Origin of the sequence: Krasilnikovia cinnamomea (assembly GCF_004217545.1) — a bacterium.
In the GTDB taxonomy this organism is placed as follows: Bacteria; Actinomycetota; Actinomycetes; order Mycobacteriales; family Micromonosporaceae; genus Actinoplanes; species Actinoplanes cinnamomeus.
In genome coordinates this window covers 6,778,208-6,796,529 of the sequence record NZ_SHKY01000001.1, presented here as the reverse complement: position 1 = coordinate 6,796,529, position 18,322 = coordinate 6,778,208, and the positions used below count along the sequence as shown (strand labels likewise).

Here is an 18,322-nt window from a genome sequence, read left to right as displayed (position 1 = left end):
TGCCGCCGTCGGCCCACGCCCCCCACGCCACCGAGGTGGCGGGCAGGCCGAGCGACCGGCGGTGCTCGGCCAGGGCGTCCAGGTAGGCGTTCGCCGCGGCGTAGTTGCCCTGGCCGGGGCCGCCGATCACCCCGGCCGTGGAGGAGAACAGCACGAACGCGGACAGCTCCCGGTCGCGGGTCAGCTCGTGCAGGTACCGGGCCGCGTCGGCCTTGGGTCCGAGTACGCCGGCCAGCGCCGCCGGGGTCAGCTCGTCGAGCAGGCCGTCCGCGACGACCCCGGCCGCGTGGAACACCGCGGTCACGGGGTGGGCGGCCAGGACGGCGGCCAAGGCGGCACGGTCGGCGACGTCGCAGGCGACGATGTCCACCCGGGCGCCGAGGCCGGTCAGCTCGGCGCGCAGGTCGGCCGCGCCCGGGGCGTCCGGGCCACGGCGCCCGGCCAGCAGCAGGTGCTCGGCGCCGGCGTGGGCCAGCCAGCGGGCCACGTGCGCGCCGATGCCGCCGGTGCCGCCGGTGACCAGCACGGTCCCGGCGGGCCGGAACTCGGTGCGGGGGCCCTCCGGCCGGGCCGGATCGGGGGTGAGGCGGCGGGCGTACACCCCGGCGGGTCGCAGCGCGACCTGGTCCTCGGCGCCGGTGAGGACGCCGGGCAGCCGCCGTACCGTGGCGGGGTCCGGGGTGGCGGGCAGGTCGATCAGGCCGCCCCAGCGGTGCGGCAGTTCCAGCGCGGCGACCCGGCCCAGGCCCCACAGCGTGGCCTGGCCGGGGTTGGTGAGGCGGTCGGAGCGGCCGACGCTGACCGCGCCCCGGGTGAGCACCCAGAGCTTGGCGTCCAGCCCGGTGTCACCGAGGGCCTGGATTACCGCGAGCGTCGTGGACAGTCCGGTGGCCAGCGACAGCACCCCGCCGAAGCGGTCGCCGCCGGCGGTGACCTCGCGCAACCGCGCCGCGATCGCGGCGCGGTCGCCGTCGGCGGGCACCCGCACGGTCGCCAGTCCCAGCCCGTCGAGCACCGTTCGGGTCCAGTCGTCACCGGCCTCGGCGGCCGCGTCGACCAGGGCGATCCACGGACCGGTGGGCGCCACGGCGGGGCCGGTGACCGGCTTCCAGGTGATCGCGTACCGCCAGCCGTCCACCAGGGCCTGTTCCCGGCCGGTGCGCCGCCACGCGGCCAGCGCGGGCACCACCTGGGCGACCGCGACCCCGTCCAGCCGCAGGGCGGCGGCGACGGCGTCCAGGTCGGCGCGTTCGACGGCGGCCCAGAACTCGGCGTCGGCGCCGGTGGTGTCCCCGGCGGCGGGCGCGGCGGCGGCCATCGGGTTCTCCGGCCAGAACCGCTGCCGCCGGAACGGGTAGGTGGGCAGATCGATCACCCGGCCGCCGGTGCCGCCCAGCACGGCGGCCCAGTCCACCGGGACACCGTGGACGTGCAGGCCCGCCACGGCCGCCAGCAGCGTCGCGACCTCGGGCCGCTCGGCGCGCATGACGGGCAGCAGCGCGTGGTTCCCGTCGTGCCCGGACAGGGATTCCTGAGCCATGCCGCAGAGCACTCCGGCCGGGCCGAGTTCCAGGAAGGTGCGCACGCCGTCGGCGGCCAGCCAGGCGATGCCGTCGGCGAAGCGGACCGTGGCGCGGACCTGCTCCACCCAGTAGTCCGGTGTGCTCAGCTGCTCGGCGGTGGCCGGCGCCCCGGTCACCGTGGACACGATCGGCACCTCCGGCGCCCGGTAGGCCACCCCGGCCGCCACCGCGCGGAACTCGGCCAGCATCGGCTCCATCAGCGGCGAGTGGAACGCGTGGCTGACCCGCAGCCGCGAGGTCCGCTCGAAGTTGGCGGCGACCGCCAGCACGGCGTCCTCGGCCCCCGAGAGCACCACGGAGGTCGGGCCGTTGACCGCCGCGACGGCCACGCCCGGGGTCAGCAGCGCGCGGACCTGCTCCTCGGCGGCCTGGACGGCGACCATCGCGCCGCCGGTGGGCAGCGCCTGCATGAGCCGCCCCCGGGCCGCGACCAGCGCGGCCGCGTCGGCCAGCGAGAACACCCCGGCCACGTGCGCGGCCGCCAGCTCACCGACCGAGTGCCCGATCAGGTACGCCGGTTGCAGCCCCCACGATTCGAGCAGCCGGAAGAGGGCGACCTCCAGCGCGAACAGGGCGGGCTGGGCGGCGCCGGTGGCGTCGAGCGCGGCGGCGTCCGCCCCGAACATCAGCTCCCGCACCGGCCGGTCCAGTTGGGCGTCCAGGTGCGCGGTGACCTCGTCGAACGCGTCGGCGAACGCCGGGAAGCGCTGGTACAGCTCGCGGCCCATGCCGAGCCGCTGCGAGCCCTGCCCGGTGAACAGCAGCGCCGGGCGGCTGCGGGTGGTCGCCGCGGCCCGGAGCAGGCCCGCGTCGGGCTGGCCGTCGCGCAGCGCGGTGAGCGCGCGGACCAGGTCGTCGCGGTCGGCCGCGACCACGGCGGCCCGCCGCTCGAAGCTCGTCCGGGTGGTGGCCTGCGACACGGCGAGATCGGCCAGCCGCACGTCGTCGCGGCGCAGCAGCTCGAGCAGGCGGTCGGCCTGGGCGTGCAGGGCGTCGTCGGTACGCCCCGACAGCACCACCGGCAGCGGCCCCGGCGCGTCGGCCACGTCGCTCGGCGCGTCGGCGGAGCCCGCGACGGCCGGGTCGGCGGCGGCCGGGGCCGCTTCGAGGATGGCGTGGGCGTTGGTGCCGCTGAGCCCGAACGACGACACCGCGCTGCGGCGGACCCGGCCGGTATCGGGCCACGGCACCCCGTCGGTGAGCAGCGCGATGCTGCCCGGCGACCAGTCCACGTGCGTGGACGGCTGGTCGATGTGCAGCGACTTCGGGACGTACCCGTGCCGCATGGCCAGCACCAGCTTGATCACGCTGGCGACGCCGGAGGCCATCTGCGTGTGGCCGATGTTGGACTTCACCGAGCCGAGCAGCAGCGGCCGCTCGCCCCGCTCCCGCCCGTACGTGGCGAACAGGGCCTGGGCCTCGATCGGGTCGCCGAGCGCCGTGCCGGTGCCGTGCCCTTCGAGCACGTCCACGTCGGACGGTGTGACGGCGGCGGCCGCGAGGGCGCGCTGGATGACCCGCTGCTGGGCGGGGCCGCTGGGGGCGGTCAGCCCGTTCGAGGCGCCGTCCTGGTTGATGGCGGTGCCCTTGACCACGGCGAGGATGCGGTGGCCGTGGCGCTTGGCGTCGGACATGCGCTCCAGCAGCACCAGGCCGACCCCTTCGGCGAGGGTCATGCCGTCGGCGGCCTCGGCGTACGCCTTGCACCGGCCGTCGACCGCGAGGGCGCGCTGCCGGCTGAACCCGACGAACGCGCCCGGGGTGGCCATGACGCTGACGCCGCCCGCCAGGGCGAGGCTGCTCTCGCCGTCGCGCAGCGACCGGCAGGCCAGGTGCAGCGCGACCAGCGACGACGAGCACGCGGTGTCGAGGGTGACCGCCGGGCCTTCGAGGCCGAGCAGGTAGTTGACCCGGCCGGACAGGATGCTGGAGAGCGAGCCGGTGATCATGTAGCCCTCGGCGCCGTCGGTGTTCTCGGCGGCGCCCGCCTGGGCGTTGGTGTAGTCCTGGTAGCTGGCGCCGATGAACGCACCCGTCAGGCTGCCGCGCAACGACCTCGGGTCGATACCGGCGCGTTCGATGGTCTCCCACGCGGTCTCCAGCAGCAGCCGCTGCTGGGGGTCCATGGCCAGCGCCTCGCGGGGGCTGATGCCGAAGAAGCCGGGGTCGAAGTCGGCCACGTCGCGCAGGAAGCCGCCCTGCACCGAGTACGTGGCCCCGGCCCGGTCCGGGTCGGCGTCGAACAGCGTGTCGGCGTCCCAGCCCCGGTCGGCGGGGAACGGCGAGATCGCGTCGCCCCCGGCGACGACCAGGTCCCACAGCTCGTCCGGCGAGGTGACCCCGCCGGGGTAGCGGCAGCCCATGCCGATGATGACGATCGGGTCGTCGTCGGTGGGCGCGGCCACCACGGGGCCCGCGACGCCCGAGTCGGCGCCCTCGATCTGGCCGCGCAGGAAGTCGGCCAGGGCGAGGGGGTTCGGGTGGTCGAAGACCATGGTGGTGGGCAGCGTGAGGCCGGTCGCGGCGACGAGGCGGTTGCGCAGGTCGACGGCGGTCAGCGAGTCGAACCCGACGTCGCGGAACGCCTGATGTTCGGCGACGGCGTCACCGGCGGCGTGGCCGAGGACCGTGGCGGCCGTGGTGCGTACCAGGTCGAGCAGGGCCCGTTCCCGTTCGGGCCGGGACATGGCGCGCAGCGACGCGGCGAAGCCGTCGTCCGCGACGCGGACGGGTGCCGCCTCGGCGAGCCGGGCGACCTCGGGGAGTTCGTCGAAGAGGCGGCTGGGCCGGGCCGCGGTGAAGACCGGGTGGTAGCGGTCCCAGTCGATGGCGGCGACGGTCAGCTCGGTGTCGTCGCCCTCGACGGCCTTGCGCATGGCCTCCAGCGACAGCCGGGCGTCCATGAACACCAGGCCGCTGCCGCGGATCTGCTCCGGGTCGACCCGGCCGAGGCCCAGGTCGTCGGCCCAGATGCCCCACGCCACGGCGGTGGCATGCAGGCCGCGCGCCCGCCGCTGCTGGGCCAGGGCATTCAGGTACGCGTTGGCCGCCACGTACGCGGCGTGGTGGCCGCTGCCCCAGGTGCCGGAGATCGAGGAGAACATCAGGAACGTCTCGACCCGCTCGCCGAGCAGTTCGTCGAGGTGCCGGGCGCCGACCGTCTTGGCGTGCAGCACCCGGTCGACCTGGTCGAGGTCGGTGTCGGCCAGCGCCGCCAGCTCGATCACGGCGGCCGTGTGCACCACGGTGCGTACGTCGTCGAGGGTGGACAGGAGCTCGGCCAGCGCCGCCCGGTCGGTGATGTCGCAGGAGCGGATCTCGATCCGGGTGCCCAGCGCGGACACCGTCTCGATGATCTTCTCGGCGCCCGGTGCCGCCATGCCGCTGCGGCTGACCAGCACGACGTGTTCGGCGCCGTGGTGGGCGGCCCAGCCCGCGATGTGCGGGCCGAGCGTGCCGGTGCCGCCGGTGATCAGGGTGGTGCCGCCGAACGACCACGCCCGTTCGGGCCGGGGCCGGGCGGGTGCGCGCAGCAGGCGGCGGGCCAGCGCCCCGGAGGCGCGGATCGCCAGCTGGTCCTCGCCGGTGGCACCGGTGAGCACGGCGGCCAGGCGCTGCCCGGCGCGGGCGTCGAGCACCTCCGGCAGGTCGATGGTGCCGCCCCAGCGGTGCGGGGCTTCCAGCGCCGCAGACCAGGTCAGGCCCATCACCTGCGCCTGTTCGGGGTGGGTGATCCGGTCGGAGCGGCCGGTGGCCACGGCACCGCGGGTCAGCGTCCACACCGGGGCGGTGAGGTCGAGGTCGGTCACGGCCTGCGCCAGCGCGAGGGTCAGCGCGAGCCCGAGCGACGTGGCCGAAAGGTGCGGCACCGGGCGGTCGTCGGCGGCCAGCACGGACACGATGCCGGTGATGCCGTCGGCGTCGAGCCGGCCGGCCAGCACGGCGCGGTCGGCGCAGGACTCGTCCAGCACCAGGTGGCGTACCTCGGCGCCGTGGCCGCGCAGGGCCGCGGCGACGTCGTCGGCGTCGACCCGTTCCGTGGTGACCAGCAGCCAGGTGCCGGACAGCGCGGCCAGCGGCAGCCCGCTCAGCGGCTGCCAGCCCGTCCGGTAGCGCCACGAGTCCGTGGTGGACTCGTCGCGCCGCTGCCGGCGCCAGGTCGACAGGGCGGGCAGCAGCGGCGCCAGCGAGGCGCCGTCGACGTCGAGGGTGGCGCTGAGGGCGTCCAGGTCGGCGCCGTCGACGGCCGCCCAGAACTCGGCGTCGGCCGGGTCGGCGGCGGCCGGGCCGTCGAGCGCCGGGGGCATCGACCAGAAACGCTCGTGCTGGAACGCGTACGTGGGCAGCGCGACGCGGCGGCCACCGGGGAAACAGGAGCTCCAGTCGACGCCGAACCCCCGGACGAACAGCTCCGCGACCGAGGTGAGCAGGCGCGGCATCCCGCCGAGGTCACGGCGCAGCGTGCCCACGACGGCGGCCCGGACGCCCGCGTCCGCGACGGTGTCCTCCAGCCCCACCGCGAGCACGGGGTGGGAGCTGACCTCGACGAACCCGCGGTGTCCCGCCGCCAGCAGGGTCCGCACGGCGTCCTGCAGCCGCACGGTCTGCCGCAGGTTGCGGTACCAGTAGTCGGGGCCGGTCACCGGCTCGGTGACCCACTCGCCGCTGACCGTGGACAGGAACGGCACGTCGGGCACCCGCGCCTCGACGCCGTCGAGCGCGGCCAGCAGCTCGTCGTGCAGCTGTTCGACCATCGCGGAGTGCGACGCGTAGTCCACCGGGATCCGCTTGACCCGGACCCCTTCGGCGATCAGCCGCTCGCACAGCTCGTCCAGCGCCCCGGTCTCGCCGGACACGGCGACGGAACGGGGCCCGTTGTCGGCGGCCAGCGACACCCGGCCGCCGTATCCGGCGATGCGCTCGCGTACCTCGTCGGCGGGCAGCGGCACGGAGGCGATGCCGCCGTGGCCCGACATGACCCGGCCGATCACCTGGCTGCGCCGCGCGACGACCCGGGCGGCGTCCTCCAGCGACAGCGCGCCGCTGACGCACGCCGCGGCGATCTCGCCCTGCGAGTGGCCGATCACCGCATCGGGGACGACCCCGAACGCGCGCCACAGCTCGGCCAGCGACACCATCACGGCCCACGAGGCGGGCTGCACGACGTCCACCCGGTCCAGCGACGGCGCCCCGGGGGCCTGCCGGAGCACGTCCAGCAGCGCGAAGTCCACGTACGGGGCCAGCGCGGCCGCGCACTCGGCCATCCGCGCGGCGAAGACCGGCGACTCCTCCAGCAGCCGGGCGCCCATGCCCACCCACTGGGTGCCCTGCCCGGGGAAGACGAACGTGACCTTGCCGGTCAGGTCGGCCACCCCGGTAACGGTCTCCGCGCCGAGGATCACGGACCGCTGGTCGAAGAGGGTGCGGGTGGTGGCCAGCGAGTACCCGACGTCCACCGGCCGCTGCCCGGCGACGGCGTCCAGCGTCCTCGCGGTCTGCGCGGCGAGCGCGGCCGGGGTCCGGGCGGTGATGATCCACGGCACGATCCCGGCCGGGGCCTCGGCGAGGGCGTCGGCCGACGCGGCCGGATCAGCGGCGGGCGGTCCGGCCGGGGGCGCCTCCTCCAGCAGGGTGTGCGCGTTGGTGCCGCTGATGCCGAACGCGGAGACGCCGCACCGGCGGGGACGGTCGCCCGTGGTCCACTCGCGCGGCTCGGCCAGCAGCGCGACCGTGCCGGAACTCCAGTCCACGTGCGTGGACGGCGTCTCGACGTGCAGGGTACGCGGCAGCACCTGGTGGCGCAGCGCCAGCACCATCTTGATGACGCCGGCCACGCCCGCCGCGGACTGCGTGTGCCCGATGTTCGACTTCACCGAGCCCAGCCACAGGGGACGGTCGGGGTCGCGGTCGCGCCCGTACGTGGCCAGCAGCGCCTGCGCCTCGATCGGGTCGCCCAGCGCGGTGCCGGTGCCGTGCGCCTCGACCACGTCCACGTCGGCCGGGGCGAGACCGGCGTTGGCCAGGGCCTGCATGATGACCCGCTGCTGCGACGGCCCGTTCGGGGCGGTCAGCCCGTTGGAGGCGCCGTCGGAGTTGACGGCCGAGCCGCGCACCACGGCGAGGATGTCGCGGCCGTTGCGCTGGGCGTCGGAGAGCCGTTCGAGGACGAGCACGCCGATGCCCTCGGAGACGGTCATGCCGTCGGCGGAGTCGGCGAACGCCTTGCAGCGCCCGTCGGAGGCCAGGGCCCGCTGCCGGCTGAACGCGATCAGCGCCTTGGGGTTGGGCATGATGGTGGCCCCGCCCGCCAGGGCCAGGGTGCTCTCCCCGGCGCGCAGGGACTGGCAGGCCAGGTGCAGGGAGACCAGCGAGGATGAGCAGGCGGTGTCGACCGTCAGCGCGGGACCCTCCAGGCCCAGCACGTACGACAGGCGGCCGGACAGCACGCTCGGAATGGTGCCGGTGACCGCGTACCCCTCGGCGCCCTGCTCGTTGCCGCCGTACTCGGCGTAGCTGGAGCCGATGAACGACCCGGTGCGGCTGCCCCGCAGCGCGGCCGGGTCGATGCCGGCGCGTTCGATCGCCTCCCACGAGGTCTCCAGCAGCAGCCGCTGCTGCGGGTCCATGCCCAGGGCCTCGCGCGGCGAGATGCCGAAGAAGCCCGGGTCGAAGTCGCCCGCCTCGGCCAGGAACCCACCGGCCAGGGTGTACGTGGCCCCGGACCGGTCGGGGTCGGCGTCGTAGAGGGCGGCGACGTTGAACCCCCGGTCGGCGGGGAACTCGGTGATCGCGTCAACCCCGTCGCCGACCAGCGCGAAGAACTCCTCCGGCGTGGTCGCGCCGCCCGGGAAGCGGCAGCTCATGCCGATGATGGCGATCGGCTCGTCGGCCGGGCCACCGGACGGTACGGCGGCGACGACCGCGCCGCCCGCGCCGGACAGTTCGGCGGCCAGGTGCTCGGCCAGCACCTGCGGGTTCGGGTAGTCGAAGACCAGGGTGGCGCTCAGTTCGAGGCCGGTGGCCGTACTCAACGCCTTGCGCAGCTCGACGGCGGTGAGCGAGTCGAACCCGAGGTCCCGGAAGGCGCGCTGGTCGCCGACCTCGTCGGCGGAGCTGTGCCCGAGCACCGCGGCCGCCTGGGTGCGGACCAGGTCGAGCAGGCGGCGCCGCCGGTCCCCGGCGGTCAGGCCGCGCAGTTGCCGGGCGAACTCGGAGCCCTGTTCGGTGACCGCCTTCGCGGCGTCGGCCAGCGCCTTGACCTCGGGCAGGTCGCAGAAGAGCGGGCTGGGCCGCACCGAGGTGAAGATCGGGTGGTAGCGGGCCCAGTCCACGTCGGCGACCGTCACGGTGACGTCGCGCTGCACGAGGGCGCGGTGCAGCTCGGTGAGGGCGGCGTCGGGGTCCAGCAGGGACAGTCCGCGCCGGGTGAACCCCTCGGACATCGTTTCGTGGGTGGCCATGCCGACCTCGGCCCACGGTCCCCACGCCACCGCGGTGGCGGCCAGGCCCCGCGCCCGCCGCTGTTCGGCGAGGCCGTCCAGGTAGGCGTTGCCCGCCGCGTACGCGCACTGCCCGCCGCCGCCCCACTGCCCGGCGATCGAGCTGAACAGCACGAACAGGTCGAGGTCGGTGTCGCCGAGCAGCTCGTCCAGGTGCGCCGCGCCGCGCACCTTCGCGGCGAGCACCTCGGCGAACTCGTCCAGGCTGGTCTGTGCCAGCGGCGAGTTCTGGGCCGCGCCCGCCGCGTGCACGACGCCGGTGAGGTCGGTACCGGCGGCGTCGATGACGGCGGCCAGCGCGGCCCGGTCGGCGACGTCGCAGGCGACGATCTCGGTCTCGGCGCCCAGGGCGGCCAGCTCGTCGCGCAGCTGCGCCGCGCCGGGCGCGTCCGGGCCACGGCGGCTGGTCAGGACGAGTTTGCGGGCGCCGTGCCGGGCCAGCCAGCGGGCCGCGGCGGCGCCGAGCCCACCGGTGCCGCCGGTCACCAGGACGGTGCCGCGCGCGGTGAAGTCGCCGTCGGCGGGCAGGGTCTCGACGCGGCGCCGCAGCACCCGCCGGGCGTACAGTCCGGAGCCGCGCACCGCGACCTGGTCCTCGCCCGCGATCCCGGCCAGCGCCGCGACCAGCTTGTCGACGATCGCGACGTCGACGGCACCGGGCCCATCGGCGGATTCGGGCGCGTCGACGGCACCGGGCCCATCGGCGGATTCGGGCGCGTCTGCGGATCCGGTCGCGTCTGCGGGCAGGTCGATCAGGCCCGCCCAGCGGCGCGGGTACTCCAGGGCGGCCACCCGGCCCAGGCCCCAGACCGCGGATTGCGTGGGCGCGGCGGCCTGGTCGTGCCCGCCGGTCCCGACGGCCCCGCGGGTGACGGTCCACAGCGGCGCGTCCAGTGTCCGCACGAGGGTGGCGGTGAGCGCGAGGCCGAGGGTCAGCGCCGGGTGGGGCCGGTCGTCCAGCGCGGCCAGCGACACCGCGACGGTGACGTCGGCGGGCAACCGCTCGGCCAGCGCCACCGGGTCGGTGCAGGAGTCGTCGAGCTCGACCCGCTCCACCCGGGCACCGTGGGCGGACAGTGCGTCGCGCAGGCGCCCGGCGAGCCCGGCCTGCGCGGCGGTGCTCAGCAGCAGCCAGGTGCCGTCGAGCACGGGGCTGGCGGTGACCCGCAGCGGCACCCACGCCGTGCGGTAACGCCACCCGTCGAGCCGGGAGCGGCGCTGGTTGCCCCGGCGCCACGACGACAGCGCGGGCAGCAGGCCGTCCAGTCCGGCCCCGGTCGAGTCGTCGACGTGCAGCAGCCGGGCGAGTTCGCGGGCGTCGCCGCGTTCGACCGCGGCCCACAGCTGCTCGTCGCCGCTGGCGCTGTCGCCGCCCGGTGTCTGGTCGGCGACCGGCCAGAAGAACGAGTGCTGGAACGCGTACGTGGGCAGGTCGACGCGGCGCGCCCCGGTCCCGGCGAAGTAGGCGGTCCAGTCGGGCGCGGCGCCGCGCGCCCACAGCCGGGCGAGGGCGGTCGCGACGGACTGCGGCCCGGTCCGCTTCGCGCGCAGCAACGGTACGGCGTAGGCGCCGTCGCCGAGCACGTCGGACACCATGGCGGCCAGCACGCCGTCCGGCCCCAGCTCGACGTACGTGCCGGCGCCCGCGTCGTGCAGCGCCCGTACGGTGTCGGCGAACCGCACCGTGTCCCGCACGTGCCGCACCCAGTACTCGGGATCCGTGACGTCGCCCTCGGCCACGACCGGGATGCCCGGCCGGTGGAAGCTCAGCCCCGCGACCACGGCCCGCAGCTCGTCCAGGACGGGTTCCATCAGCGGCGAGTGGAACGCGTGGCTGACCCGCAGCCGCCGCGTCGTGTCGAACCGCGCGGCCACGGCCAGCACGGCTTCCTCGGCGCCGGCGACCACCACCGAGGTGGGGCCGTTGACCGCGGCGATGGACACGTCCGGGCCGAGCAGCGGCAGCACGTCCTGCTCGGTGGCCCGCACCGAGACCATCGCGCCACCGGCGGGCAGCGCCTGCATGAGCCGACCACGGGCGGCGATCAGGGTGGCGGCGTCGGCCAGCGACAGCACCCCGGCGACGTGCGCGGCGGTGATCTCGCCGATGGAGTGGCCCGCGAGCTGCGCCGGACGCAGCCCGAACGACTCGATCAGCCGGTACAGCGCGACCTCGACCGCGAAGATCGCCGGTTGCGCCCAGCCGGTCTGTTCCAGCAGTTCACCGTCGGTGTCGAAGATGACCTCGCGCAGCGGCCGGGTCAGGTGCCGGTCCAGTTCGGCCGTCACGGCGTCGAGGGCCTTCGCGAACACGTCGAAGCGTTCGTAGAGGTCCCTGCCCATGCCGGCCCGCTGGCTGCCCTGCCCGGTGAACAGCACCGCGATCCGGCCGGCCCGGGCCTCGTCCTCGACGACGCCGGCGTCGGGGGCACCGGTGGCCAGGGCGGTCAGCGACCGCAGCAGCTCGTCCCGGTCGTCGCCGACGACCGCGGCCCGCTGCTCGAAGGCGGACCGGCTGACGGCCAGCGACCAGGCGACGTCGGCGGCGTCCAGGCCCGGCCGGCTTTCCACGTACGCCTTCAGCCGGGCGGCCTGGGCGCGGACCGCCGCGCGGGTCCGGCCGGAGACCAGCCACGGCAGGGAACCGGCGGGTCGCCGGGGTGCCGGGGCCGGTGCGGCGGGCGGCTGCTCGATGATGACGTGCGCGTTGGTGCCGCTGATGCCGAACGAGGACACCCCGGCCCGGCGCGGGCGCTCCACCGCCGGCCACGCGGCCGCCTCGGTGGCCAGCTCGATCGCTCCGCTGGCCCAGTCCACGTGGGACGACGGCCGGTCGATGTGCAGGGACCGGGGCACGGTGCCGTGCCGCATCGCCAGCACCATCTTGATCACCCCGGCCACACCGGCGGCGGCCTGGGTGTGCCCGACGTTCGACTTCACCGACCCCAGCAGCAGCGGAGTCTGGCGGTCCTGCCCGTACGTGGCCAGCAGCGCCTGCGCCTCGATCGGGTCACCCAGTGCGGTGCCGGTGCCGTGCGCCTCGACGACGTCGACGTCGGTGGTGGACAGTCCCGCCGTGGCCAGCGCCCGCCGGATCACCCGCTGCTGCGCCGGGCCGTTGGGGGCCATGAGCCCGTTGGACGCGCCGTCCTGATTGACCGCGGAGCCGCGCAGCACCGCGAGGATCTCGTGGCCGTGGCGCCGGGCGTCGGACATGCGTTCCAGCACGAGCACGCCGACACCCTCGGCCCAGCTCACCCCGTCGGCGGAGTCGGAGAACGCCTTGCACCGGCCGTCCGGGGCCAGGCCGCGCTGCCGGGAGAACTCGATCAGCGCCAGCGGGGTCGACATCACGGTGACCCCACCGGCCAGGGCCAGCGAGCACTCCCCCGCCCGCAGCGCCTGCGCGGCCAGATGCATCGCGACCAGCGACGACGAGCAGGCCGTGTCGATGGTGACGGCGGGCCCTTCGAGCCCGAGGGTGTACGAGACGCGCCCGGAGACGATGCTCGGCGAGGTGCCGCTGCCCTGCATGCCCTCGGAGTCCGCGCCGCCCCCGCCGGAACCGTAGTCGCTGTACATCACGCCCGCGAACACGCCGGTCTGGCTGCCGCGCAACGTGACCGGGTCGATGCCGGCGTGCTCCACGGCCTCCCACACGGTCTCCAGCAGCAGGCGCTGCTGCGAGTCCGTGGCGATCGCCTCGCGCGGCGACATCCCGAAGAAGCCCGGGTCGAACTCCCCGGCGTCGTGCAGGTAACCACCGGAGCGCACATACGCGGTGCCGGGATGGTCGGGATCGGGGTGGTAGAGCTTCTCCAGGTCCCAGCCCCGGTTGACGGGCAGACCGGAGATGGCGTCGCGGCCCTCGGCGACCAGCTGCCACAGCTCGTCGGGTGAGCCGACCCCGCCCGGGTAGCGGCAGCCCATGCCGACGATGACGATCGGGTCGTCGGTCACCGGGCCGGTGACCACGGGGACGGCGGCGTCGGCGCCCGCGTCGAACAGCTCGGAGAGCACGAACCCGGCCAGCGCCCGCGGCGTGGGGTGGTCGAAGACCAGCGTGGCGGGCAGCCGCAGCCCGGTCGCCGCCGCCAGCCCGTTGCGCAGCTCGACCGAGGTGAGCGAGTCGAAACCGAGATCCTTGAACGGGCGCCCCGGGTCGACCTCGGCCGCGCCGGTGTGTCCGAGCACCGCCGCCACCTGGGCGCGGACCAGTTCCACCACGGCGTCGCCGCGCTCGTCCACGCCCAGGGCGGCGAGCTCTCGGGTCAGCGCGGCGGCCTGGCCGGAACCGCCCCCGGCGCGCCGCTGCCGCCGGCGGATCAGGCCGCGCAGCAGCGGCGGGACGTCGGCGTGCGCGCGCAGCACCGGCAGGTCGAGCCGGATCGGCAGCACCACCGGTTCGGCGCTGGTCAGGGCGGCGTCGAACAGGGCGAGACCCTGCGCCGCGCTCAGCGGCGGCATCCCGGAACGCCGCATCCGCTCCGCGACCTCCCCGGAGAGCATGCCGTCCTGCTCCCAGGCGCCCCAGGCCAGCGACACCGCGGGCAGACCGAGCTCGCGCCGGTGCCGGGCGAGCGCGTCCAGGAAGGCGTTGCCCGCCGCGTAGCTGCCCTGGCCGGGGTTGCCGAACGTGCCCGCGGCGGAGGAGAACAGCGCGAAGACCCGCACGTCGCGGGCCAGCTCGTGCAGGTGCCACGCCGCGTCGACCTTCGGTTTCAGTACGGCGTCCAGCCGCTGCTCGGTGAGCGCGGACAGCACGCCGTCGTCGAGCACCCCGGCCGCGTGCACGACCGCGGTGAACCGGTGCCGGGCGAAGACGGCGGCCAGGGCGTCGGCGTCGGCGGCGTCGCAGGCCACCACGCGCACGTCGGCGCCGTACCCGGCCAGGTCGGCCAGCAGCGTCTCGTCGGCCACCCCACGCCGGCTCAGCAGCACGAGGGTACCGACGCCCTGCGCGGCGAGGTGCCGGGCCAGCACCGCGCCGAGCCCCCCGGTGCCGCCGGTGATCAGTACGACGTCGTCGGCGTCCCAGGCCGGTGGCGTGTCACCGGGCGGGGTGCGGGTCAGCCGCGGGGCGTGGATCTCGCCGTCGCGGATGCGCAGCTTGGGCTCGTCCACCGCGAGCGCGGCCGCAACCAGGGCCGGATCGTCGGTGTCGAGCAGCCCGAAGCGGCCCGGGTGTTCGGCCTGCGCCGAACCGATGAGACCCCAGACCGCGGCGGCGGCGAGGCCGCCGGAGGTCTGGAAGACCAGGCGGGACCCGGCGTACCGGTCCTCGGCCAGCCAGCGCTGCGCCGCACCCAGGACCTCGGCGCTCGCCTCGTGGACCGCGCGGACGACGTCGTCGCCGCCGGCGGCGACCGGGTAGAGCACCACCGGCGGCACCGGCTCACCCGGGGCCGGGGCAGTCGCCACCGCGCCGCCGGGGATCGCGTCGGGCGGCGCCGGGCGGGTCAGCGACGCGAACTCGGCGTGGCGCGGCGGCTCACCGGACGGGGTGACCGGCGTCCAGGTCAGGCCGAACAGCGCGTCGCGCACCACGGCCGCGTCGCCGATCTGCTGCCCGGTGGCCGCGCGCAGGGTCAGCGCGTCGACCGACAGGACCGGTGCGCCGTCGGGGTCGGACACCCGCAGCGCCATCGCGGTCTCGCCGACCGGCGTCGCCTTGACCCGGACCGTCGATGCCCCGGTGGCGTGCAGCGACACCCCGTCGAAGGAGAACGGCAGGCCACCGGCGAACCCCGGCCCGAAGTCGACGAGCGCGGCGGTGTGCAGGACCGCGTCCAGCAGGGCCGGGTGGATGCCGAATCCCGCCGGGTCGACGCCGTCGGGCAGCGCCACCTCGGCGTACACGTCGGCGCCGAGGCGCCACGCGGCCCGCAGGCCGCGGAAGGCGGGACCGTAGCCGAATCCGGCGTCGGCCAGCGTGTCGTAGAAGCCGCCGAGCTCGATCGGGGTCGCCGCGGTGGGCGGCCACGGTCCGGTGTCGGAGCCGGTCCCCGGAGTGCCGGCGGCGACGAAGCCGGACGCATTGGTCAGCCAGGGCTGGTCGTCGTCAGTGTCGGGTCGTGAGTAGACGGTCAGCGGGCGGCGTCCGGCGGCGTCGGGCCGCCCGATGGAGAGCTGCACCTGCATCCCGCCCCGGGCCGGCAGCACCAGCGGGGCCGACAGGGTCAGTTCGTCGACGCGGTCCGCGCCGACCTCCTCGGCCGCCCGCATCGCCAGTTCCAGCAGGGCGGTGCCGGGCACCGGCCGCGCGCCGAACACGGTGTGGTCGGCCAGCCACGGGTGGGTCCGCAGGGACAGCAGCCCCGTGAGCAGGATGCCGTCGGAGTCGGCGAGGGAGACGACCGCGCCCAGCAGCGGATGGTTGGTCCGGCCGAGTCCCGCCGCGCGGGGGTCACCGGCGGGAACGGATCCGGCCCTCGGCCAGAACCGGCGGTGCTGGAACGCGTACGTGGGCAGGTCGGCGCGCCGCGCGCCGGTGCCCCCGAAGAACTGCTCCCACCGCACGCCGACGCCGAGCACGTGCAGCCGGGCCAGTGCGGTCGCGACGCTGCCCAGCTCACCGGACGCGGCGGTTCCGGCGGGCTCGGCGCGCACCAGCGCGGTTCCAGCCGGCTCGGCGGGCACCAGCGCGGTTCCAGCCGGCTCGGCGGGCACCAGCGCGGTTCCGGCCGGCTCGGCGCGCACCAGCGCCACCACGGCGGCGTCCGGGGCGCAGGCGGCGGCCATCGCCGTCAGGGCGGCGTCCGGTCCGAGCTCGATGAGGATCCCGGCGCCGTGGGCGCGCAGCCAGCCGACGGCGTCGGCGAACCGGACCGGCTGCCGGATCTGCCCGGCCCAGTAGTCGGCGGAGCCGAGCTGCTCGATCGTGGCCTGTGCGCCGCTGACCGAGGAGACGAGGGGCAGTAGCGGCGGCTGCGGGGACAGGCCCGAGATCACGGCACGGAACTCGTCGAGCATCGGGTCCATGTGCGGCGAGTGGAAGGCGTGCGACACCCGCAGGACGATGGTGCGCCGGTCCTGGGCGGTGAAGTGGTCGGCCACGGCGGTGACGGCGTCCGCGTCGCCGGAGACGACGACGGCGTCGGGACCGTTGATCGCGGCGATCGCGACCCGGTCCGTGAGCAGCGGCCGGACCTCGTCCTCGGAGGCCCGCACGGCGACCATGGCGCCGCCGGTGGGCAGCGCCTGCATGAGCCGCCCCCGCGCGGCGACCAGGGTGGCGGCGTCGGCCAGGCTGAACACGCCCGCGACGTGGGCGGCGGCCAGCTCGCCGACGGAGTGGCCGGTGACGAAGTCGGGGGTGAGGCCCCACGACTCGGCCAGCCGGAACAGCGCGACCTCAAAGGCGAAGATCGCGGGCTGGGCGTACCCGGTCTGCCGCAGCAGGTCCTCGTCCTCGCCCCAGATCACCTCGCGCAGCGGGCGGTCGAGGTGGCGGTCGAGTTCGGCCAGCACGGTGTCGAACGCGTCGGCGAAGGTCGGGAAGCGGCCGGCCAGTTCGCGGCCCATCCCGAGCCGCTGGGCGCCCTGACCGGTGAAGAGGAACGCCTGCCGGGTCTTCGGGACGGTCGTGCCGCTGACCAGGCCCGCGCCGGGGGTGTCCTCGGCCAGCGCGGCGAGCCCGGCGCGGAGCTGGTCGAGGTCGGCCGCGACGACGGCGGCCCGGTGTTCGAAGCCCGCCCGCGTGGTGGCCAGGGAGTATGCGGTGTCCAGCAGCGAGTCGGGGCCCAGCGCGGACCGCAGCGCCCCGGCCTGGGCGCGCAGCGCGTCGCGGGTCTTCCCGGACAGCAGCACCGGCAGCGCGGCGGGCACCGGCGCGGCGGCGGGTGCGGCCGCCCCGGGTTCGGGGGCCTCGGGTTCGGCGGCGTCGGGTTCGGGGGCCTGCTCGATGATGGTGTGCGCGTTGGTGCCGCTGATGCCGAACGAGGAGACGGCGGCGCGGCGCGGCTGCCCCGTCTCGGGCCACGCCTGGTTCTCCTGCAGCAGCCGGACCGCGCCCGCGGACCAGTCGATGCGGGTGGACGGGCGCTCGGCGTGCAGGGTCCGGGGTGCCACCCCGGCACGGATGGCCATGACCATCTTGATGACCCCGGCGACCCCGGCGGCCGACTGGGTGTGGCCGAGGTTCGACTTGACGGAGCCGAGCAGCAACGGCCGATCGTCGGGCCGGTGCCGCCCGTACGCCGCGATCAGGGCCTGGGCCTCGATCGGGTCGCCGAGGGTGGTGCCGGTGCCGTGCGCATCGACCACGTCGACCTGGTCGGCGGAGAGCCGGGAGTTGATCAGGGCCTGCTGGATGACCCGCTGCTGGGACGGCCCGTTGGGGGCGGTCAGCCCGTTCGAGGCGCCGTCGGAGTTGATCGCGCTGCCCCGGATCACGGCCAGCACCGGGTGGCCGTTGCGCCGCGCGTCGGACAGCCGTTCCAGCACCAGCATGCCGGCGCCCTCGGACCAGCCCGTACCGTCGGCGTCGTCGGCGAAGGAGCGGCAGAAGCCGTCGGCGGCGAGACCGCCCTGGCGGCCCATCTCCGCGAAGGTGACCGGGCTCGACATGATCGTCACGCCGCCGGCCAGCGCCAGCGTGCACTCGCCGGTACGCAGCGAGTGCGCGGCCAGGTGCAGCGTGACCAGCGACGACGAGCAGGCAGTGTCGACGGTGATCGCCGGGCCGACCAGCCCGAGGGTGTACGACAGGCGTCCCGACAGGACACTGTTGGCGTTGCCGGTGAGTTGGAAGCCCTCGGCCTCCTCCGCGCCGACCTGGTACTGCTGGGACATGGCCCCGGCGAACACGCCGGTGTCGCTGCCCTTGACCGAGTGCGGGTCGATGCCGGCGCGTTCGAGGGCCTCCCAGCTCACCTCCAACAGCACCCGCTGCTGCGGGTCCATCGCGGTGGCCTCGCGCGGGGAGATGCCGAAGAAGTCCGCGTCGAAGTCAGGCGCCTGGTAGAGGAAGCCCCCGGCGGTGCCGTCGGGGTCCGCGCCGAGGGCGGCCAGGTCCCAGCCGCGATCGTCCGGGAACGGCCCGATCCCGTGGTCGCCGGCCGCGACCAGCCGCCACAGGTCCTCGGGGCTGCGCACCCCGCCGGGGTAACGGCAGGCCATGCCGACGATGGCGATCGGCTCGGCGGCCGCCGACTCGACCTCCTGCAGCCGCCGCTTGGTGCGCCGCAGGTCGGTGGTGGCGCGCTTGAGATAGTCGCGGAGCTTGTCTTCGGTGTCCAT

The 18,322-nt window shown here is 75.8% G+C and carries 1 protein-coding gene (only partly in view); it reads right to left on the bottom strand.

Annotated elements, in window-relative coordinates:
• On the bottom strand, positions 1-18,322 hold the 5' portion of the coding sequence (locus EV385_RS30390) for a type I polyketide synthase (RefSeq protein WP_130512569.1). It extends 9,002 nt beyond the left edge of the window; only the first 18,322 of its 27,324 coding nucleotides appear in the window; it begins with the start codon at positions 18,320-18,322; its stop codon lies off the left edge, out of view.